The organism is Streptomyces sp. NBC_01257 (genome assembly GCF_035917255.1).
Taxonomy (GTDB): Bacteria; Actinomycetota; Actinomycetes; order Streptomycetales; family Streptomycetaceae; genus Streptomyces.
This window is the reverse complement of record NZ_CP108472.1, coordinates 8,827,311-8,847,221: the sequence shown is the minus strand read 5'-3', so window position 1 is coordinate 8,847,221 and position 19,911 is coordinate 8,827,311. Positions and strand designations below refer to the sequence as shown.

At 72.1% G+C, this 19,911-nt stretch carries 17 protein-coding genes; 9 read left to right on the top strand and 8 right to left on the bottom strand.

Translation table 11 applies throughout. The annotated features are described in order from the left end of the window. Positions 1 to 191: 191 nt before the first annotated feature. The gene (locus OG408_RS38465) at positions 192 to 704 is read left to right on the top strand and encodes an SRPBCC family protein (RefSeq protein WP_285565507.1); all 513 of its coding nucleotides are present in this window, start codon (positions 192 to 194) and stop codon (positions 702 to 704) included. 15 nt (positions 705 to 719) lie between these two features. Here OG408_RS38465 and OG408_RS38460 read toward each other — a convergent pair whose 3' ends face one another. Continuing rightward, positions 720 to 1,574, bottom strand: coding sequence for a pentapeptide repeat-containing protein (locus tag OG408_RS38460; RefSeq protein ID WP_285565508.1), 855 nt, complete (start codon positions 1,572 to 1,574; stop codon positions 720 to 722). 155 nt (positions 1,575 to 1,729) lie between these two features. On the opposite strand from OG408_RS38460, the gene OG408_RS38455 reads away from it, so the two are divergent. The 6 genes from OG408_RS38455 (at position 1,730) to OG408_RS38430 (ending at position 9,049) form a co-directional block, all read left to right on the top strand. After that, a complete protein-coding gene (locus tag OG408_RS38455; protein ID WP_285565509.1) occupies positions 1,730 to 3,100 on the top strand; it encodes an FAD-binding oxidoreductase in 1,371 nt (456 codons plus the stop codon). A 60-nt stretch (positions 3,101 to 3,160) separates the two neighbouring features. Then, positions 3,161 to 3,652 carry a hypothetical protein gene (locus OG408_RS38450; RefSeq protein ID WP_326674135.1) on the top strand — a complete coding sequence of 164 codons (492 nt, stop codon included), beginning with the start codon at positions 3,161 to 3,163 and terminating at the stop codon, positions 3,650 to 3,652. A 101-nt stretch (positions 3,653 to 3,753) separates the two neighbouring features. Then, positions 3,754 to 3,981: a hypothetical protein gene (locus OG408_RS38445; RefSeq protein ID WP_326674133.1), complete on the top strand. Its 228-nt coding sequence runs from the start codon at positions 3,754 to 3,756 to the stop codon at positions 3,979 to 3,981. A 260-nt stretch (positions 3,982 to 4,241) separates the two neighbouring features. Continuing rightward, complete coding sequence (gene rhaI / locus OG408_RS38440; RefSeq protein WP_326674132.1) at positions 4,242 to 5,408, top strand: L-rhamnose isomerase; 1,167 nt, start codon at positions 4,242 to 4,244, stop codon at positions 5,406 to 5,408. Between the two features lie 61 nt (positions 5,409 to 5,469). Further along, positions 5,470 to 7,515: a bifunctional aldolase/short-chain dehydrogenase gene (locus OG408_RS38435; RefSeq protein WP_326674130.1), complete on the top strand. Its 2,046-nt coding sequence runs from the start codon at positions 5,470 to 5,472 to the stop codon at positions 7,513 to 7,515. Positions 7,516 to 7,531: 16 nt separating this feature from the next. After that, positions 7,532 to 9,049: a rhamnulokinase gene (locus OG408_RS38430; RefSeq protein WP_326674128.1), complete on the top strand. Its 1,518-nt coding sequence runs from the start codon at positions 7,532 to 7,534 to the stop codon at positions 9,047 to 9,049. A 48-nt stretch (positions 9,050 to 9,097) separates the two neighbouring features. Here the strand turns inward: OG408_RS38430 and OG408_RS38425 are convergent, their stop codons facing one another. Beyond that, positions 9,098 to 10,183 (bottom strand): enoyl-CoA hydratase/isomerase family protein, encoded by a 1,086-nt coding sequence (locus OG408_RS38425; protein ID WP_326674126.1) that lies wholly within the window; start codon positions 10,181 to 10,183, stop codon positions 9,098 to 9,100. A 228-nt stretch (positions 10,184 to 10,411) separates the two neighbouring features. Here OG408_RS38425 and OG408_RS38420 point away from each other — a divergent pair, with 228 nt between their 5' ends. Beyond that, a complete protein-coding gene (locus OG408_RS38420) occupies positions 10,412 to 12,568 on the top strand; it encodes a SpoIIE family protein phosphatase (RefSeq protein ID WP_285565516.1) in 2,157 nt (718 codons plus the stop codon). 108 nt (positions 12,569 to 12,676) lie between these two features. Here OG408_RS38420 and OG408_RS38415 read toward each other — a convergent pair whose 3' ends face one another. The 6 genes from OG408_RS38415 to OG408_RS38390 form a co-directional block, all read right to left on the bottom strand. Further along, positions 12,677 to 13,303, bottom strand: coding sequence for an LAETG motif-containing sortase-dependent surface protein (locus OG408_RS38415; protein ID WP_285565517.1), 627 nt, complete (start codon positions 13,301 to 13,303; stop codon positions 12,677 to 12,679). A gap of 233 nt (positions 13,304 to 13,536) precedes the next feature. Next, positions 13,537 to 14,025, bottom strand: a complete 489-nt coding sequence (locus OG408_RS38410) for a GNAT family N-acetyltransferase (RefSeq protein WP_285565518.1) — start codon at positions 14,023 to 14,025, stop codon at positions 13,537 to 13,539. Beyond that, on the bottom strand, positions 14,000 to 15,097 hold the full coding sequence (locus tag OG408_RS38405; RefSeq protein WP_326674124.1) for a DUF6397 family protein: 1,098 nt from the start codon (positions 15,095 to 15,097) through the stop codon (positions 14,000 to 14,002). The genes OG408_RS38410 and OG408_RS38405 overlap by 26 nt, the downstream gene beginning before the upstream one ends. Positions 15,098 to 15,336: 239 nt before the next feature. After that, the gene (locus tag OG408_RS38400) at positions 15,337 to 15,750 is read right to left on the bottom strand and encodes a roadblock/LC7 domain-containing protein (RefSeq protein ID WP_285565520.1); all 414 of its coding nucleotides are present in this window, start codon (positions 15,748 to 15,750) and stop codon (positions 15,337 to 15,339) included. 119 nt (positions 15,751 to 15,869) lie between these two features. Continuing rightward, positions 15,870 to 16,493: a GTP-binding protein gene (locus tag OG408_RS38395; protein ID WP_326674122.1), complete on the bottom strand. Its 624-nt coding sequence runs from the start codon at positions 16,491 to 16,493 to the stop codon at positions 15,870 to 15,872. Between the two features lie 209 nt (positions 16,494 to 16,702). Then, positions 16,703 to 18,580, bottom strand: coding sequence for a hypothetical protein (locus OG408_RS38390; protein WP_326674121.1), 1,878 nt, complete (start codon positions 18,578 to 18,580; stop codon positions 16,703 to 16,705). 174 nt (positions 18,581 to 18,754) lie between these two features. Here OG408_RS38390 and OG408_RS38385 point away from each other — a divergent pair, with 174 nt between their 5' ends. After that, on the top strand, positions 18,755 to 19,807 hold the full coding sequence (locus OG408_RS38385; RefSeq protein ID WP_285565523.1) for an Lrp/AsnC family transcriptional regulator: 1,053 nt from the start codon (positions 18,755 to 18,757) through the stop codon (positions 19,805 to 19,807). Positions 19,808 to 19,911: the final 104 nt, after the last annotated feature.

The following is a 19,911-nucleotide window of genomic DNA, read 5'->3' as shown; positions in this document are numbered from 1 at the left end:
CGGGGTACGCCGTTCTCGTCCAACGAACCACGGACGCGAAGCGTTCTCGCCGGTCCGCCGGTTGAGCCGGTGCCCGCTTCCGGAGCCTATGTGACCGGTGAGTAGGGTGTGGGCTCCGGGAGCCCGTCGGCCGTGCGGTCGGCCCGACGCCCCGGTGGTTGCCGCAGTCGGCCGCGGAACGGAAGTGCTCCATGCCCCGCACCATGTCCGTGTCGGACAGCATCGTGGTCCTGGCCGAGCCGTCGGCCGTGTACGAACGGGTCAGCGACCCCACGGCGATGGGGCGCTGGAGTCCGGAGAACCGGGGCGCGAGGGTGCTCGGCGAGCCGCGGAGCACGTACGTCGGCATGGTCTTCGAGGGCCGAAACAAGCGCGGGTCCATGCGCTGGACGACGCGGTGCACGGTGACGGCTGCGGACCCGGGTGAGCGGTTCGCCTTCCGGGTCCACGCCATCGGTGCCAAGCGGCCGCGGCTGCCGGGTTCGATCGCCACCTGGGAGTACCGCTTCGAGGCCGTGGACGGCGGCACCCGGGTCACCGAGACCTGGACCGACGACCGCCGCGCCTGGCCGGACTTCCTGGCCAACGCCTTCGACCGGGCGGCGACCCGGGGCAAGACCTTCGCGGTCTTCCAGCGCGACAACATCCGCACCACGCTCCAGCGTCTCAAGGCGGCGCTGGAGAGCGAGGTTCCGCAGGTGTGATGACGCGGCGGCCGGTCACTTCTCCCAGTGGGCCGGGCGGTCGAGTGCGGGCGACAGGCGGGTGGCACCGTTCCCCCGGGCCGCGTTGACCTGCGCCTGCGTGAGGAAGAGCGCACCGGTCAGGTCGGCGCCCGACAGGTCCGCGTCCCGGAAGTCGGCGCCGATGAGATCGGCCAGCCGCAGGTCGGCGCCGGCGAGGTCCGCCGCGATGAGGTAGGCGCCGCGCAGGTCCGCGCCCCGCAGGTCCGCGCCCTTGAGGCGGGCCCCGATGAGATCGGCGCCGCGGTGGTCGCGCTTCTTCCTGCGCGGTGCGGTGGCGCGCACCAGTTCACTGGTACGTGCCAGCAGGGCGGCGACCTCGTCACGGTGCGCGGCCACGTCCAGGTCCGCGAAGGCGTCGGCGTCGAGGCGGGTGAGGCGGTCGGTCGCTTCGAGGGTGCGCCGGATCTCGGCGTGGAGGGGGCGGGCCGGCGCCATGGACGCGGCCTCCGTGAGGTAGCGGAGGAGCTCGTGGAGCTGCCGCACGACCGGGAACACCTCGAACATCTGCCGGGCGCTCTCCGGCTCCGTTCGCCAGTCCCGTCCGCCGAAGATCTCCTGCGACACCTTCTGGCCCGCGCCGAAGCAGTCGTACACGGTGCAGCCGGCGAAGCCCTCGGTCCGGAGCCGGGTGTGGATGCCGCAGCGGAAGTCGTCCTGGAGATTGCCGCAGGGCGTGCCTGCCGCCTTGTTGACGGCGAAGTCCGCGGACCGGGTGAGGGTCAGCGCGACGCAGCACAGCCCGAAGCAGTTCCCGCAGTCGGCGCGCAGAGCGGAGAGGCCGGTGCCGTCCGCGCGGTCGGGGGCGGGAGCTCGGTCGTTGTCGGGCACGGTACGTCGGTCCTCCGGTGTGCGGGGTTCATCGGGGGCCGAGCCTACCGAGGTCCGGCGCCCCGTTCGGCCCGGCCCGCCCCCCGGTCCCGCCGCCCGGAGGGACCCCGCTCCATAATGATGGGTAATACATCTTTTGGGAGGTGGCCACCATCGTGGCGAACGCACCGGTCGACAGCATTCCGGCCCAGCGGGTGCTGACCGATCCGGCGGGCCTGGCCCGCTACCAGCACGACGAGGCCGAATGGGCTCCGTACGGCACTCCGCTGGCCGTGGTGCGCCCGCAGAGCACCGAGGAAGTGCGGGACGTGGTGCGCCACTGCCTGGCCCACCGCATCCCAGTGGTGCCGCGCGGCGCCGGCACGGGCCTGTCCGGGGGCGCGAACGCCGTCGACGGCGCGATCGTCCTGTCCTTCGAGGACATGAACCGGATCGTCACCATCGACCGCGCGGAGCGGCTGGCCGTGGTCCAGCCCGGCGTGGTCAACGACGATCTGCGCGCGGCGAGCGCGGAGCACGGGCTGTGGTACCCGCCGGATCCGGCCAGTTCGCCCTGGTCCACCATCGGCGGGAACGTCGCGACGAACGCCGGGGGCATGTGCTGCGTCAAGTACGGCGTCACGCGCGACTACGTGCTGGGGCTCCAGGTCGTCAACGGGCTCGGCGAGGTCGTCTCGCTCGGACGCCGTACCGCGAAGGGCGTGGCGGGCTACGACCTGGCGGGGCTGATGGTGGGTTCCGAGGGCACGCTCGGGGTGATCACGGAGATCACGGTGCGGCTGCGCCCGGCGAGGCTCCAGGAGCGCACGGTGGCGGGCTACTTCTCGTCGGTCGTCGCCGCGGGCGAGGCGGTCAGCGCGGTGACCGCGTCCGGCGTCATCCCGTCGGCCCTCGAACTCGTCGACCGGCACTGCCTGGCCGCGGTCGACGCCTGGAAGAAGATGGGCCTGTCCGCGGACGCCGACGTGGTCCTCCTCGGCCGGGTCGACACGCCTGGCGCCGAGGGCGACGCGGAGGCCGAACTGGTCCGCGACTGCTTCGAACGCGCCGGTGCCACCTGGGCAGCCGTCTCCACGGACCAGCAGGAGGCAGACGCGCTGTTCCAGGCCCGGCGGCTGGCCTATCCGGCGCTGGAGCGGCTCGGCCCGGTGCTGACCGAGGACGTCTGCGTGCCGCGGACCGCGGTGCCCGAGATGCTGGCCCGGATCGAACGGACGGCGGCCCGGCACGACATCCTGGTGGCGAACATCGCGCACGCGGGCGACGGCAACCTCCATCCGCTGATCATCACACCGCCGGGGGACGAGGCCGCGCGCGCCCGCGCCCAGGCGGCGTTCGAGGACATCCTCGACGACGCGATCGCGCTCGGCGGCACGGTCACCGGTGAACACGGGGTGGGGCTGCTGAAGATGCGCGGCATGAACAAGGAGCTGGGCCCGGCGGTGCTCGCCATGCACCACGCGGTGAAGGCGGCGCTCGACCCGCACGGCATCCTCAACCCGGGCAAGGTGATCGGGGCCGCCTGACCCCGTTGTCAGTGCGGCCGCGCACACTGGCACCAGTGCCGTACGGCGAAGGGGAGACGGATGGGCGCCGAGGAAGAGACCGGTTTCGAACCGGCCATCGGGGAGGGTCCACCGCTCCCCGGGCCCGCCGACCGGCGGGCGGCCTCGGTGCGGACCGCGTTCGCCGGGATGCTCCAGATCCGGCGGCTGACGAACACCGGGCACCCCGCCCCGGAATCCGTGCCGGCCCCGTGGGAAACGCACCGGGCGGTACGGGCCGTCGCGCTCACCCTGGAGGCGTCGGGGCTCATCGCGTCCGCCGTCGACGCGTCGGGGCAGCGCACGGTGACGGGGTACCGGGTAACGGCGGGCACGGCGCCTGGCACCACCCGGGTCGAATGGCTCGGCCCGCCCGGCAGCGGCGCGGCGCACGAGGAGGAGGCCGAACTGACCCGGTGCGCGGCGGTGCTGAGGGAGTGGGGATGGACGGCGCTGCTCTACCGGGGGCCACGCCGCCGGAGGTTCCTGGAGGTGGAGCCGCCGGCCGGTGCGCCCCGGCCGGACAGCCGATAGCCGGACCGCCCGGAAGGCGTGCCGAGGCCGTCGGCGCGGGGTGTTGTCAGACCCATGGGAGATGCTGGTGGGTCCGACACCTCTGACCGGGAGATGCTGAGATGCGCAAGGACGAACTCGCGGCGGCGCAGGCCTATGTCCGTTTACTGGAGGCGACCCGGGCGGCGCTCTCCGATCCCGACGACGCCCCGCTGTACCTGCCGTTGCTGACCTCACCCATCGAGGAGGCCGACGGCGCACTGCGCCGGGCCGGGCTCTCGGGCAACGAGTCCCGGTTCTTCGACCTCGTACGCGCGCTCCAGCCCAGCATGTCGAGCAGCGGGCGCTGACCTGCGCGCCCCGGGCGCCGTCGCACACCGCGCCGGGCACCGTGACCGGCCCGCCCCGGATCGCCGGGGCGGGCCGGGCCCGTCTTCGGTCAGGACGCCCCGATCCATGGTGAATTGATTCAAACCATGTTCCGCCCCAGATGAACACCGTCCGACCGCTTGACTAGTGAGCGGCGCCAAACCTAGCGTACGTTCAGATGAAACGATTCACATCATCTTGACGGTCGCGGTCGTCGGATGAATCTGCTTACGAGGTGTTCATGTCTGATGTGTCGGCCGTCAAGGCAGCCCTGAAGTCCCAGGTGATCGAGACCCCCTCGTGGGGATACGGCAATTCCGGGACCCGGTTCAAGGTGTTCGCGCAGCCCGGGGTGCCGCGCGACCCGTTCGAGAAGATGGAGGACGCGGCGCAGGTCCACACGTTCACCGGCGTCGCCCCGAAGGTGTCGCTCCACATTCCGTGGGACAAGGTGGCGGACTACGCCGCCCTGACCCGCCACGCCGAGAGCCTCGGGCTGCGGATCGGTGCGATCAACTCCAATGTCTTCCAGGACGACGACTACAAGCTGGGCTCGGTCACCCACCCGGACGCGGCGGTGCGCCGGAAGGCGACCGGCCATCTGCTGGAGTGCGTCGACGTGATGGACGAGACCGGGTCACCCGATCTCAAGCTGTGGTTCTCCGACGGCACGAACTACCCCGGGCAGGACGACATCGTCGCCCGTCAGGACCGCCTGGCCGAGGCGCTGGCCCAGGTGTACGAGCGGCTCGGCGACGACCAGCGGATGCTGCTGGAGTACAAGCTCTTCGAGCCGGCGTTCTACACGACAGACGTGCCCGACTGGGGCACGGCGTACGCGCACTGCCTCAAGCTCGGCCCGAAGGCACAGGTCGTGGTGGACACCGGCCACCACGCGCCGGGCACGAACATCGAGTTCATCGTGGCCCTGCTGCTGCGCGAGGGAAGGCTCGGCGCGTTCGACTTCAATTCCCGCTTCTACGCGGACGACGATCTGATGGTCGGGGCCGCCGACCCCTTCCAGCTGTTCCGGATCATGCACGAGGTCGTCAAGAACGGCGGTCTCCGCGCCGAGACCAACGTCAACTTCATGCTCGACCAGTGCCACAACATCGAGGCGAAGATCCCCGCGGTGATCCGGTCCGTCGCCAACGTGCAGGAGGCCACGGCCAAGGCCCTGCTGGTCGACACGGAGGCGCTCGTCGCCGCGCAGACATCGGGTGATGTGCTCGCGTCGAACGCCGTACTGATGGATGCCTACAACACCGACGTACGGCCGCTGCTGGCCGAGGTCCGCGGCGAACAGGGTCTGGCCGGCGACCCGTTCGCCGCCTACCTGGCCTCCGGCAACCAGCAGCGCATCGCGGCCGCGAGGGTGGGCGGCACCCAGGCCGGCTGGGGCGCCTGACCCGGCTCCGCCCGTACGCCCCGACCGTCGACCACGCACCTCCCGTCCCGAAGGAAATCTCATGACATCCGCGACGCACGCCGAAGTCGCCGCGCTCCTGGAGCGCGCACACCGCATCGGTTCCGACCCCCGCAACACCAACTACGCAGGCGGCAACACCTCGGTGAAGGCGGCCGGCGCCGACCCGGTCACCGGCGGCGAGACCGAACTCCTGTGGGTGAAGGGCTCCGGGGGCGACCTCGGCACCCTGAAGGAGGAAGGTCTCGCGGTGCTGCGCCTGGACCGGGTCCGCGCTCTCAAGGAGGTGTACCCGGGGGTGGAGCATGAGGACGAGATGGTGGCGGCCTTCGACTACTGCCTCCACGGCAAGGGCGGCGCCGCACCGTCGATCGACACCGCCATGCACGCCCTGGTCGAGGCGGCGCACGTCGATCACCTGCACCCGGACTCGGGGATCGCCCTGGCCTGCGCGGCCGACGGGGAGAAGCTGACCGCCGAGTGCTTCGGCGACAAGGTGGCATGGGTGGGCTGGCGCCGGCCCGGCTTCCAGCTGGGGCTGGACATCGCCGCCGTCAAGGAGGCGAACCCGGAGGCGGTCGGCGTCGTGCTGGGCGGTCACGGGATCACCGCCTGGGGCGAGACGTCGGACGCCTGCGAACGCAACGCCCTGTGGATGATCCGCACGGCGGAGACCTTCCTGCGGGAGCGCGGCAGGCCCGAGCCGTTCGGGGCCGTGCTGCCCGGCCGCGAGGCCCTTCCCACGGCCGAACGCCGGGAGCGGGCGGCGGCACTCGCGCCGGTCATCCGCGGCCTGGCGTCCACCGACCGCCCCCAGGTCGGCCACTTCACCGACGCCGAACCCGTGCTGGACTTCCTCTCCCGCACCGGACATCCGCGGCTCGCCGCGCTGGGCACCTCGTGCCCCGACCACTTCCTGCGTACGAAGGTCAGCCCGCTGGTCCTCGACCTTCCGGCGGACGCGCCCGTCGCCGAGGCCGTGGAGCGGCTGAAGGTGCTGCACGGCGAGTACCGCGAGGCCTACCGCGCGTACTACGAACGCCACGCGGTCCCGGACTCCCCCGCCATGCGCGGGGCGGACCCGGCGATCGTGCTGGTGCCCGGGGTCGGGATGTTCTCCTTCGGGAAGGACAAGCAGACCGCCCGTGTCGCCGGGGAGTTCTACCTCAACGCGATCAACGTGATGCGCGGCGCCGAGGCCGTCTCCACGTACGCGCCGATCGAGGAGTCCGAGAAGTTCCGGATCGAGTACTGGGAGCTGGAGGAGGCCAAGCTGCGGCGGATGCCGAAGGCGAAGCCGCTGGCCACCCGGGTCGCTCTGGTGACCGGGGCCGGTTCGGGCATCGGGCGGGCCATCGCGCACCGGCTGGTGACCGAGGGCGCGTGCGTCGTCGTCGCGGACCTGAACGCCGACAGTGCGGCCGCGGTCGCAGAGGACCTCGGCGGACCGGACCGGGCGGTCGCCGTCACGGTCGACGTGACGAGCGAGGAGCAGATCGCGGAGGCGTTCAGGGCGGCCGTGCTCGCGTTCGGCGGCGTGGACCTCGTCGTGAACAACGCGGGGATCTCCCTCTCGAAGCCGCTGCTGGAGACCACCGCCCACGACTGGGACCTGCAGCACGCCATCATGGCGCGCGGCTCGTTCCTCGTCTCGCGGGAGGCCGCCCGGGTGATGCAGGCGCAGCACCTCGGCGGCGACATCATCTACATCGCTTCCAAGAACGCCGTGTTCGCCGGTCCGAACAACATCGCGTACTCGGCGACCAAGGCCGACCAGGCCCATCAGGTGCGGCTGCTGGCGGCGGAGCTGGGCGTGCACGGCATCCGGGTCAACGGCATCAACCCGGACGGGGTGGTGCGCGGTTCGGGCATCTTCGCCGCGGGCTGGGGCGCGCAGCGGGCCGCGACGTACGGTATCGAGGAGGAGAAGCTCGGCGAGTTCTACGCCCAGCGGACGCTGCTCAAGCGCGAGGTGCTGCCCGAGCACGTCGCCAACGCCGTGTTCGCCCTGACCGGCGGCGATCTCACCCACACCACCGGTCTGCACATTCCGGTCGACGCCGGCGTGGCCGCGGCCTTCCTCCGATGACGCGGACACGGGCGCCATGGCTGTGAACTCCCTCGGCAACACGGCCGGCGGCGCCGTCTTCGCCGCCGTCGACCTCGGCGCGACCAGCGGCCGGGTGATGACCGGCCGGGTCGGGCCCGGGACGCTGGATCTGGCCGAGGCGCACCGGTTCGCCAATACTCCGGTGCGCCTGCCGGACGGTCTGCGCTGGGACGTACTGGCCCTGTACCAGGGCATGCTGGAGGGGCTGCGGGCAGCCGGACGCGCCGGCCCGGTGGTCTCGGCCGGGGTGGACACCTGGGCGGTGGACTACGGGCTCCTGGACGCCGACGGTGCCTTGCTGGGGCTGCCGTTCCACTACCGGGACGGGCGCAGCGCCGGGATGCCGGAGCGGTTGCCGGAGGGCTGTGGCGAGCGGGAGCTGTACGCGGTGAGCGGGTTGCAGCATCTGCCGTTCAACACGGTGTTCCAGCTGCTCGCCCACCGCACGACGGCCCAGTGGGGGGCGGCGCGGACGCTGCTGCTGATGCCGGATCTGCTGGTGCACTGGCTGACCGGATCGGTGGGCGCGGAGATCACCAACGCGTCGACGACGGGGCTGTTCGACGCCCGCGCCGGTGACTGGTCCGACGCGTTGATCGGGCGGCTGGGGCTGTCGCGTTCGCTCTTCCCGCCGCTGCGTGAGCCGGGCGACCCGGCGGGCACGCTGCTGCCGCACGTAGCGGAGTTCACCGGGCTGCCTGCCGGCACTCCGGTGACGACGGTCGCCTCGCACGACACGGCGTCGGCGGTCGCGGCGGTCCCGGCGACGGAGGCGGACTTCGCCTACGTGTCCTGCGGCACCTGGTCGCTGGCCGGGCTGGAACTGGACGCTCCGGTGCTGTCCGAGGAGTCCCGGGCGGCGAACTTCACCAACGAGCGCGGGGTGGACGGCACGGTCCGCTACCTCCGCAACATCATGGGCATGTGGCTGCTGGAGGAGTGCCGCAGGGCGTGGGACCGTGCCGGCGTGCCTCTCGGCCTGGCCGGTCTGCTGGCCGACGCGGCGGTGGCGCGGCCGTTCGCCGCGGTGATCGACCCGGACGACGCGTCGTTCCTGGCACCGGGTGACATGCCGGCCAGGATCGACGCGTATCTGCTGCGGACGGGTCAGGCGCCGCTCCGGACGCCGGGCGGGTACGTGCGCTGCGTGCTGGAGAGTCTGGCTCTCGCCCATCGCAGAACGCTGCGCAGGGCGGCCGAGCTCGCCGGGCGCGAGCCGCGGCGGATCCACCTGGTGGGCGGCGGCTCACGCAATGAGCTGCTGTGCCAGTGGACGGCCGACGCGAGCGGGCTTCCGGTGACGGCGGGACCCGCGGAGGCGACCGCTCTCGGGAACGTCCTGCTGCAGGCCCGCGCCCACGGCCTCGTGGGTGACCTCGCGGGACTGCGACGGCTGGTCGCCCGTACTCAGGAGGTGCGGCACTACGCACCGCGGGGGGACCGGCGTGCCTGGGACCGCGCGGAGGCCCGGCTCGGGCCCGGTCCGGGAGGGGGACGGAACGGGGAGGCCTGACCGGGCCTCCGGCGTCGGCCGGTCACGGCCGTACCGGCGCGCCCGTCCTCAGCCGGCTGCCGCCGGGCCGGTGCCGGGCGCGGGCCCGAGACCGAGTTCGCCGTCGCCCAGCGGTGCGAAGTGGCGTGTCACGTCCTCGTCGGTGACCTGCGCGAGTTCTGCCGGGTGCCAGTGGGGGTTGCGGTCCTTGTCGACGATCTGGGCGCGCACGCCCTCGACCAGATCGGGTCCGGTGAAGGCGGCGGACGAGACCCGGAACTCCTGGTCGAGGACCGCCTCCAGGCTGTCCAGCCGACGGGCGCGACGGATCGCCTCCAGCGTCACCTTGAGCGCCGTGGGCGACTTGGCCAGGATCGTCGTCGCGGCCTGCTTCGCGGCCGGCACACCGCGGTCGGCGAGGCGTTCGACGATCTCCTCGACGGTGTCCGCCGCGTAGCAGGCGTCGATCCAGTCGCGGTGTCCGGCCAGCTCACCGGCCGGGGCGGTGCCCGCGAAGCGCTCCGCCACCGCTACGACGGCCTCGGGCGTGGTGCAGGTGTCGAGGACCGCGACGAGGGCGGGGAGGTCCTGGGACGGCACGAAGTGGTCGGCGAGGCCGCACGCGAGCGCGTCGGCCGCGCCGACCGCGTCGCCGGTGAGCGCAAGGTGCGTACCGAGCTCGCCGGGGGCGGCGCCGAGCAGGCGGGTGCCGCCGACGTCCGGGACGAATCCGATGCCGGTCTCGGGCATGGCGATGCGGGAGCGCTCGGTGACGATACGGATCGAGCCGTGCGCGGACACGCCGACGCCGCCGCCCATCACGATGCCGTCCATGAGGGCCACGTACGGCTTGGGGAAGCGCGCGATCCGGGCGTTGAGCCGGTACTCGTCCCGCCAGAAGTCCAGCGAGGACCGGCCGCCGGCCAGGGCGTCGTCGCGGATGGAGCGGATGTCACCGCCCGCGCACAGGCCCCGCTCCCCCGCGCCCGTGAGCAGGACGGCGACGACGGCCGTGTCCTGCTCCGCCGCGTCCAGCGCCTGGGCCATGCGCAGCACCATGGCGTGGTTCAGGGCGTTCAGGGCGCGCGGACGGTTCAGCGTGAGGTGGCGGATGCGTCCCTCGGTGTGCAGCAGGACGGAATCCTCGTGGTTCATGCGTGCGCTCCGGTCAGCCCCAGTGCCGTACCGTCCGCCGGTCACGGACGATCTTCCGCTGCCATTGTGCGCGGCCGTCCGGGGGCAGCGGCATGAGGGGTGGTCCGCCACGGGGACACCGGTCGGGAGCGCCGTGCGGCCTGGCTCCCGCTGTGGCAGCCGGGCCGGAGCGGCCAGACAATTGAGTCACGCCGTACGGCAGCCCGCCGGACGATCTTCGGAGCAGGAATGACCGATCACGACCGGCCACCGTTCATCCCCGTCCCGCCCCGCCTGTTGGTCGAGAAGACCCACAACGGCGAGACCGGGACGGCGGAGCGGCTTGCCATGAACCGCACCGGGAGTTTCGAGTGGGACCTCGACGCCCGGACGCTGGACATCGACGAGGCGGGGCTGCTGGTCTTCGGCCTGGATCCGGCCGTGTTCGACTCCCGGCCCGAGTCCCTGATGGAACGGCTCGACCCGGCCGAACGCATCCGCCTCGATGTGGCAATCGACGAGGCCATCAAGGGCGGCAGCGCCTCCTACAGCGTTCACTTCCGGGTTCCGCTCGAGGACGACAGCGATCAGTGGACCCATGTCCAGGCGCGGATCCTGCGCGGCGCGGACGGGCGGGCGCACCGGGTGATCGGTCTGGTGCGGGACGCGACGGCGGAAGTCACCCATTCGGCCTTCGTACTGGAACTGGAAAAACGCCGCCAGCGTCAGACCGATATCGTTGAACGGACAACGAGTGCGCTGTCGCGTGCGGTGACCGTGGACGATGTGACGGCCGCGCTGACGGGACCGGGCGGGCTGGCACGGCTGGGCGCCGACGGGCTCGCGCTCGGCCTGCTGGACAACACCACGCTCAATGTCATCGCGCTGAGCGGCGACTCCCTGGAAGTCGTCGACGAGCTGGGCTCGGGCCGGCTCGACCCGAAGTTCCCGCTGGCCGACACCGTCCTCAGCGGACGTCCGCGGTTCGTGAGCTCGCTCAGCGCGCTCACCCGGCGCTATCCAGTGCTGGAACCGTTCGTGGGACAGCTCAGGTTCCAGGCCGCGGCCTATCTCCCGCTCGTCGCCCAGGCGCGGACGCTGGGCGGTCTGGCGCTGTTCTACCGCGAGCGCACGCCGTTCAACGCCGATGAGCGCAACCTGTGCCTGGGGCTGGCCGCGATCGTCGCCCAGTCCCTCCAGCGGGCGACACTCTTCGACGAGGAACGCGAGTTCGCCACCGGCCTCCAGTCCGCGATGCTCCCCCGCCGCATCCATGACATCGAGGGCGGCGAGATCGCCGTCCGGTACCACGCGGCATGGAGCGGCCGTCAGGTCGGCGGCGACTGGTACGACGTGATCGCACTCCCCAAGGACCGCTTCGGCATCGTGGTCGGCGACGTCCAGGGCCACGACACGCACGCGGCGGCCATCATGGGCCAGTTGCGGATCGCGCTGCGTGCGTACGCCGCCGAGGGGCATCCGCCGTCGACCGTGCTGGCCCGGGCGTCGCGGTTCCTCGCCGAGCTGGACACCGACCGGTTCGCCACCTGCACCTACGCCCAGGTCGATCTGGGAACGGGAACGGTACGGGTGGTGCGGGCCGGCCACTTCGGCCCGCTGATCCGGCACACGGACGGCCGCGTCGGCACCCCGCAGGTGCGCGGTGGGCTGCCGCTCGGCATCTCGACGGACTTCGAGGACGAGGAGTTCCCGGAGACGCGGCTGGACCTGGTGCCCGGCGAGACGCTGGTCCTGTACACCGACGGGCTGGTGGAGGAACCGGGCGCCGACATCGACGCGGGAGTGCGCACCCTCATCAACGAGGTCAGCGCGGGGCCGGCCGGCGCCGAGGCACTGGCCGACCACCTGTCGGACCGGCTTTGGGAGCGCTGGGGCTCGGGAGACGACGTCGCGCTCCTCGTGCTGCGGCGCAGCCCGGACCCCGGGTCGCCGCGGGCGCCCCGGCTCCACCAGTACATCCACCAGGCCGACCCGGAAGGGCTCTCCGACGCGCGCACGATCGTGCGCCAGGCCCTGACCGACTGGGACATGGCCGCACTCGCGGACGACGCCGAGCTGGTGACCGGTGAGCTGCTGGTGAATGTGCTGCTGCACACGGAGGGCGGGGCCGTGCTCACCCTGGAGGTGCTGCCGGAACCGGTGCGCCGGGTCCGGCTGTCGGTGCAGGACCGCTCCAGTGCGTGGCCCCGGCGGCGGACACCGGGCGAGACCGCGACCTCGGGCCGGGGCCTGCTGCTCCTGGACGCCGTCGCCACCCGGTGGGGCATCGAGCCGCGCGGCGAGGGCAAGGCGGTCTGGTGCGAGATCGGGCCGGCGGCGCCGCCCACGTCGGCGCCGGTGCACAGGGACGCCGCGGAGCCGGTCACCCCCACGGACCCCGCCTGACCAGTGGGCGGACAGCATTGAGGGGCATGCCCGTCCCTGAGCCGGGATACGGCACGCCCCTCGACCGGGATCCGGGCGCTCTCAGTGCACCCGGACGACCGGACTACGTCAGTGCTGCGCGGTACGGCGCTTGCGCACGGACCACATGATGCCGCCACCGGCCAGCAGCACGGCGACAGCCGCACCACCGATGATGGGCGTGGCCGACGACGAACCGGTCTCGGCCAGATCCGGCGAGCTGGGGCTCGGCGTGGCTGCGGCGGGCGCAGACGACGAAGCGGTCTCGCTGGGAGTCGCGGTCGGGGTGGGCGACGCCGTGGTGGGCGTCTCCGAAGGCTTCGTCACCGACGGGGTGGGCGTGGGCGTCGGCGTGCTGTCCTCGCACACCGGAGCCTGCTTGGACTCGTCGCGCGAGTACTGGTCGCCGTCCCCGGCCTTGACGACGAGACGGACCGTCAGCGCCTTGTCGTGCTCGGGCAGGTCGAGCTTCTTGTCCAGTCCCTTGCCGAAGGTCTCCGTCGGCAGGAGGTCCTTACCGTCGACGGTCACGGTCACCGAGTTGGTGACGTCACCGTTGTACGCGGTCAGGTGCAGGTTCACTTCGGTACAGGTCACGTCCCAGGTGGGGGTGTGAGCTGCGGCCGGGCCGGCGGTGAGAACCGCGCCGGTCAGGCCGACAACCGCAGCGGCGGCGAGGGTTCCCGCAGCACGCAGCGATCTCCTGGGTATGGTCATGGATTCTTCCTCCGCAAATGTTTCATCGCCCGAATGGCGGTGGGGCGCACAGTACTGCCCCCGTGCCCCATGTGTGCACCCGCCCCACAAACCATGTGGAGTCACAACTGCCCGCACATCGTCGCCGGTTGGGGCAACCCGGACACAGCAGCCGGGGTTCGGGCCGGACGGTCATGGCGGGAAGTGAGCGCTCGACGGCGGACCGTGGCGGACCAGTGGCCGGCCGGCGCCCGTCAGAGCGGCCGGTGCATGATGTGCACTCCTACGAAGCCCAGCTTCGGGTGGTCGAAGCCCTCCGGCAGGGTCCCCAGCACCTCGAAGCCGAGGGAACGGTAGAGCCCGACCGCGGCGGTGTTGGACTCCACCACCGCGTTGAACTGCATGGCCCGGAACCCGGCACTGCGCGCCCAGTCGATCGTGTAGGTGCACAGGGCCCGTCCCACGCCCTTCCCGGAGTGCCGGGGGTCGACCATGTAGCTGGCGCTGGCGATGTGCGAACCGTTGCCCATATGGTTGTTGTTCATCTTCGCCGTGCCCAGCACCGTCCCGTCGTCGGCGACCGCGACGACCGTCCGGTTCGGCGGCTCCAGGAGCCACCAGCCGAGCGCCTCGTCCTCTTCGAGATGGAGCGGGTAGGTGAACGTCTCGCCCGCGGCGACGATCTCGTGGAAGAAGGGCCAGATGGCGGGCCAGTCCTCAGCGGTTGCTTCTCTGATCAGCATGGGGCACAGAATGCCTGGTCCGGGGGTCGGCCGCGAACCGTTTACCCCGGGGCGGGCCAGTCCGCCGAGCGCGCCCGGTCCCCCGCGGCCTGCGCAGACGGAGCCGGGCCAGCAGCCCGGACACAGCTCCCTCGCCTACTGGATCCGGCCGTTCGGCCGACGCCTCCCCAGGGCCACCCTGTTCGACCGGGAGCGCCGGCACGTGCCCGAGTGCCGTCCCGTCCGCGCGTGCGTCCGCCGGTTCGACCGCCGACGGCCCCGTCAGGTCCTCCTCCCCCGTCAGACGCTCCTCCCCCGGCCGTGGTGCCTGGCGCAGCTCCCGTGCGCTGTCCAGCTCCATGCCGAGCGTGACCCGGCGCCAGAGGATCTCGTCCGGCTCGTCGGCGAGCATCAGGCGCGCCATCGCCTCCCGGCCGGCCACCGACCCCCGTTGGCCGAAGACCGGTTCGGGCCGGACCCTGCCGAAGTACGCGCGCTCGTACGGATCGTCGACCACCTCCGCCAGCTGGACCGGGTCCAGCGCCTCCGCAATGACAGCCGCACGGGCCCAGGGGTCCCCGGTCAGGCTCAGCAGCCGCTCGATCCGGCGCGAGCGCCAGTTGCGCGGCCGGCAGTCCGTGCCTCCGTCCAGCCGGCTGCGCATCCAGGGCGGGCTGATGCCCACCAGCAGTTCGGGTGACCGGGCCGCCAGCCCCGCCAGCTCCTGGGCGAGGTAGAGCCACACCACCGCCCGGTACCGGTTGAGGTAGAAGGCGACCGGTGTGACACAGCCCGCGCGGGCCAGCCGGGTGAAGCGGACCGGGCTGATCCCGAGCAGCTGGGCGCCCTCCGCGGTCCCCACCGTGCGCACCCGTTCCCGCAGTGTGTCCGGGAACCCGTCCTCGGCGCGGAGCCGGTCGATCTCCTCCTGGCGCACCGTGACCCGCCCGCCGTTCCGCCGTGTGCCCACCCGGAGGATGCCCAGGTGTACCGCCAGGTCGAACTCTGCGCGCCTGAGCTCCAGATCCGCCGCCGCCCTGCTCACGGCGACCCTGCGAACACCGTCGTCGCGCACCGCATCCGTCATCGGCATGACGCTTCTCCCCCGTGAGATCCGAATACTCTCCGTGATCACGGTAGCCCGGGAAAGGCAACTGCCGCCCGGCCTGTGGATAACTCCCAGGGGCCGGGCGGCAGTACTGATCGGGCTCGGTCGAGTCCGCCGGAGCGCCGGGCCGCCGGACACCTCAGGGCCCCTCGGTCCGGTCAAGAGCCGTCAGGTCCCATAAGCCCCCATCAGCCCCACGACTCCGCGCAGATCGATGAGTTCCGTCAGATCCGGTTCACTCCCGCGCTTCCGTCCTGCCGCGTCGCCACCCCGAGATGCTCCCCGACCCGGTTGACCAGAAGCGTCATCTCGTACGCCACCTGACCGACATCGGCCTCGGCCTCGCTCAGCACGCACAGACAGCTGCCGTCCCCGGCCGCCGTCACGAAGAGCAGTGCCTCGTCGAACTCCACCATCGTCTGCCGGGCCCTTCCGGCACGGAAGTGCCGTCCCGATCCCCGGGCGAGGCTGTGCAGTCCGGAGGAGACCGCGGCCAGGTGTTCCGCGTCCTCACGTGCCAGGCCCGTGCTCGCCCCCGTCACCAGGCCGTCGTTCGACAGCACCAGGGCGTGCCGTATGTGCTCCACCCGGCTGGTGAGATCGTCGAGCAGCCAGTCGAGTCCCCTGTCCAGCGCCATTCTGTTCCTCCCCGTTCATACGTTCCCCGTGCCCCACTTGCGTGCAAGCCTTGCGCACCGGTCACGTACGGGCAAGCGTCTCCTGATACAAGAGCGGGGCGGGATCAGGCCATGACGGCTCAGCCCACCGAGTCGAGGAGCCGGGCCGTGTGCATCCGGCCCGCGTACTCCACCATCCGGATCAGCACCTCCTTGCCGGAATCCCGGTCCCTGGCGTCGCAGAGCACCACGGGCGTGCCGGGGTCGAGGTCGAGGGCCCGCGACACGTCCTGTTCGCCGTACGCACGCGCTCCCGCGAAGCAGTTGACGGCGACGACGAAGGGGATCCGGCGGTGTTCGAAGTAGTCGACCGCCGGGAAGCAGTCCTCCAGGCGGCGGGTGTCCGCCAGAACGACCGCACCCAGGGCGCCTTGGGAGAGTTCGTCCCAGAGGAACCAGAACCTGTCCTGCCCCGGGGTGCCGAACAGGTAGAGCGAGAGCCCGGACCGGATGGTGATGCGGCCGAAGTCCATGGCGACGGTGGTGGTGGTCTTCTGGGCGACGCCATCGGTGTCGTCGACCGACTGCCCGGCCTCGCTGAGGAGTTCTTCCGTGCGCAGTGGCCGGATCTCGCTCACCGCGCCGACGAGGGTCGTCTTGCCCACTCCGAATCCGCCCGCGACCAGGATCTTCAGGGCCAGGGCGTCGGACGGGGCGGTCCCGGCGGTCTCTCCCCGGGTGCTGTCAGCGTGCTCGGTCGGCATCGATCACTTCTCTCACCATGGAGCCTCAAGACGTCGAATACGCAGGTCAGAGCCATCTCGAGGAGCCTCGGACTCAGTGCTTCATCGGCAGGCGTACGGCGACAGCATGGCAAAGAGGCATCCGACCCGTGGGGGGCGATCGCTATTTTGAGGATGTGACTGATTCGGGCCACTCGATGCCCGGAACGGCTCGAATTCCGGTGCGATTGTCAGTCATTCGATTGTTCCTGGCCGATAACGCCGACAGGGCCGACAACCGTGTCCAGCCCCTCCTCGGCGCCGCGTTCCTGCTCCCGGTGCAGTTCCTCCTCGCCCAGCGCGGAGAGCAGCCTCTCCCATCGCCGGGCGTGCCGCTGCGCCGTCCGGACGGCGGCCGGCCCGCTCACCGGACCGTCCGGTCCCGACAGGACCGAGGCACCGATCAGCCGGGCCGCCGCACGGTGATGGCCCAGACCGGTCTCGATGTCGGCGAGGAGTTCCGCGGCCACGGCGGCACTCTGGCGGTCCCCGAGGTCGAGCATCAGGCGGGTGGCCTGCGTGGCGTAGCGGCGGGCGCGGAGCGGATCGCCCTCCCACCGGCTGATCTCCGCCAGCACGAACCGGGTCCAGGCGTCGGCCTGGGCGTCGGGCGCGGACGGGGTCCACTCGCCCGAGGTGGTGAGCACGTCCATGGCGGCTTCCGGGTCGGTCTGGACGAGGGCCAGCGCGAGCAGCGCCACCGTCAGTCCCTTGCCAGGTCCGAACGCCGGTGTCCGCGGCAGGATTTCGAGTGCCTCCTCGAACTCGGCGGCGGCTTCGGCCGGCTGCCCGGTCCAGAGCCGCGCGAGACCCCTGACCTGGGCGAGCTGCCCGACGCAGGTGCTGTCACCGTCGCGGACGGCGAGCGGCCAGGCCTCGGCGAGCACCGGTTCCGCCGCCGTCACCTCTCCGCCGCACACCATGAGGTACGCGAGCAGCCACAACGCCCTGGCGGGGCGCGGGGCGAGGGTGTCACCGAGGGCACGGCCGACGTGGCGGCGGCCGTCGGTGGCCCGGTCGCCGGTCGCCCAGTGGAACCACAGCGAGACGGCGATGCCCGAGGCGGTCTCCGCCTCCGCTGCGGGGGACAGTGGTCCGGTCCCGGGGTCCATCGCGGCGTCCAGGTCCTGACCCGCGGAGGCCACCAGCTCCTGCGCCTCACGATGCCGGCCCGCCCGCCAGAGGACGGATGCCTCCTCGGCCACAGCGGCGTAGTGGCGCCGGTGGTGCAGGACCACGGCCCATCGGTCCCCTCGCGCGTCGAGCCGGGCCGTCCCGGTCCTGCGCGCCGCGAGCGGCATCCGGTAGCGGCCCCGGTCGTCCGTCAGCAGCAGCTGCGGGGCGAGCCGGTCGAGGGCGGCGAGGACCTGGGCCTCGGGCAGCGCCCCGGACGCACAGACAGCCCGCACGCCGGCCAGGTCGAAGGGGCCCTCGAACAGGGAGAGCCGCTCCCACAGCAGGCGTTCCTCGGGATCACACGTCAGATAGGCCTGCTCGGCGTCCGCCTGGGGGCCGGACCCCGCCGGTGCCGCGAGCGGATCGTCCAGGACGGCGTCCAGGCTCTCGCCTCCCAGCCGGGCCGCCGCGTACCGCACCGGGCCCGGCATCCCGTCGAGGCGTTCGCACAGTTCCGTCACCCGGGCCCGCAGGACCGCGCCCGGTGCGCTGCCGTCCGCGACGGGCCCGGGCAGCGGGGCGCCCGCGGCCGCGGCCGTCTCCGTGAACAACCGCAGTGCTTCGGGGTCGTCCAGCGGGCCCAGCAGCAGAGCCGCCTCGCCGGCCAGGTACAGCCTGCGCCGGGCCGTGACGAGGAGGGAGATGCCGGGGAACTCGTTGAGCAGACCCGCCGTCTCCGACCGGGCGTGCGGCCCGAGGTGTTCGCAGTCGTCGATCACGACGAGCGCGTCGTGGAGATCCAGGCCGCGCAGCCGGTGGGCGGCGGCTCTGGGACGCCTGTCGGCCGCCGGACCGGTAGCGGATATCCACACCACCTGCCGGCCCGACCGGAGTTCCGCGTCGGCGGCCCGGCGCGCCAGCCACGACTTGCCGATGCCTGACGGGCCGTGCACCGTGACGAGCCGTTCCCCCGTCAGAAGCCCGCTGAGGCTTCGTATGTCCTGGTCCCTGCCCACCGCGCGCACAGCCCTTCACATCCCGATGATCATGCGTACACATGCTCATGGCATAGTCCGCTGACGCCTTCCGATTTCCGCCGTCAACCGGTGAAACCACCTGGAACCCACGTGCCACGCAGCGAATACCTCCTCAGCGAAGCCGACCGGGCGGTGATCCATGCCCTCCAGATCGCTCCGCGGGCCGGCTGGAACCGGCTCGGCACGGTCCTCGGGGCCCGTCCGGACACGCTGGCCCGACGCTGGGCCAGGATCTCCGCCGCCGGAACCGGGTGGTGCGGGGCGCTCGGGCTGCACACCGGCGAGGCACCTCCCTGCATGGCCTGGATCGAGGTCTTCTGCGACGGCGGGCGGAACCCGCTGCGGTCGGCCGTGCTCACCGAGGACCCGCACGTCCTCTCCGTGTTCGAGGTGACCGGCGATCGCGCCATGCTGCTGTTCGTCGCCTTCCCCCGTCTCTCGATGCTCGACGAGCACGTCACCACTCGGCTGTCGCGGCTGCCGGGGGTGACCGGGACGCGTACTCATCTCGTCACCGCGGTGCACCGGTCCGGTTCCCGGTGGCGGCTCGACCGGCTCGACCCCACGCAGACCCGGAGCCTGATCGATCTGCCCGGCCGCCCGCGTGAGCCGGGCCCGACGGCGGTCCCGTCCCTCAGGCCCGAGGACCGGCCGCTGGTTCTGGCGATGGCGGCCGACTCACGGCTCGGCATCGCGGAACTGGCCCGCCGGCAGGGCCGGAGCGAGTCGGCCACACGGCGCCAGCTGATCAGACTGGAGAGCACCGGCACCCTCACCCACATCTGCCGGCCGGCCCCGCTCTACTCGGGCTGGCCCGTGTCAGTGGTCCTGTGGGCGGACTCGCCGGCCGCGGATCTCTCCGCTGCCCCGCCCATCGTCCACCTGCGCGAGACGGTCGAGATGATGTCGATCACCGGACCGCACAACCTCGCCATCGCTCTCACCCTGCGCTCGCTCGACGATCTGCCGGGCTGTTCGCGCACCCTGATGCGGCGGATTCCGGGGCTCAGGATCGCCGACTCGTTCGTCGTGCTGCACTGCCACAAGTTCGCCGCGCAGGTGCTCGGTCCCGACGGCCGCCGGATCCGCACCGTCCCGCCGGACATCTGGAGCCGCCCCGTGCCGCTGCCCACCGGGCTCTGACCCGGCGGTGGCTCCGCCGGCACGGCTCCGAGCGGCTCGGAGGGCTCCGTCACCGGCGCCTACACTGGCCGTCTCGGGTGCGAGGAGTCGGCCCACGCGGACGG

What these genes read in the sequence shown, in the direction of transcription:
- OG408_RS38420 (WP_285565516.1), top strand. Translation starts at nt 10,412, where the DNA reads ATGACCGATCACGACCGGCCACCGTTCATCCCCGTCCCGCCCCGCCTG.
- rhaI (WP_326674132.1), top strand. Translation starts at nt 4,242, where the DNA reads ATGTCTGATGTGTCGGCCGTCAAGGCAGCCCTGAAGTCCCAGGTGATC.
- OG408_RS38425 (WP_326674126.1), bottom strand. Translation starts at nt 10,183, where the DNA reads ATGAACCACGAGGATTCCGTCCTGCTGCACACCGAGGGACGCATCCGC.
- OG408_RS38405 (WP_326674124.1), bottom strand. Translation starts at nt 15,097, where the DNA reads ATGCCGATGACGGATGCGGTGCGCGACGACGGTGTTCGCAGGGTCGCC.
- OG408_RS38430 (WP_326674128.1), top strand. Translation starts at nt 7,532, where the DNA reads ATGGCTGTGAACTCCCTCGGCAACACGGCCGGCGGCGCCGTCTTCGCC.
- OG408_RS38465 (WP_285565507.1), top strand. Translation starts at nt 192, where the DNA reads ATGCCCCGCACCATGTCCGTGTCGGACAGCATCGTGGTCCTGGCCGAG.
- OG408_RS38435 (WP_326674130.1), top strand. Translation starts at nt 5,470, where the DNA reads ATGACATCCGCGACGCACGCCGAAGTCGCCGCGCTCCTGGAGCGCGCA.
- OG408_RS38415 (WP_285565517.1), bottom strand. Translation starts at nt 13,303, where the DNA reads ATGACCATACCCAGGAGATCGCTGCGTGCTGCGGGAACCCTCGCCGCC.
- OG408_RS38395 (WP_326674122.1), bottom strand. Translation starts at nt 16,493, where the DNA reads ATGCCGACCGAGCACGCTGACAGCACCCGGGGAGAGACCGCCGGGACC.
- OG408_RS38400 (WP_285565520.1), bottom strand. Translation starts at nt 15,750, where the DNA reads ATGGCGCTGGACAGGGGACTCGACTGGCTGCTCGACGATCTCACCAGC.
- OG408_RS38445 (WP_326674133.1), top strand. Translation starts at nt 3,754, where the DNA reads ATGCGCAAGGACGAACTCGCGGCGGCGCAGGCCTATGTCCGTTTACTG.
- OG408_RS38450 (WP_326674135.1), top strand. Translation starts at nt 3,161, where the DNA reads ATGGGCGCCGAGGAAGAGACCGGTTTCGAACCGGCCATCGGGGAGGGT.
- OG408_RS38410 (WP_285565518.1), bottom strand. Translation starts at nt 14,025, where the DNA reads ATGCTGATCAGAGAAGCAACCGCTGAGGACTGGCCCGCCATCTGGCCC.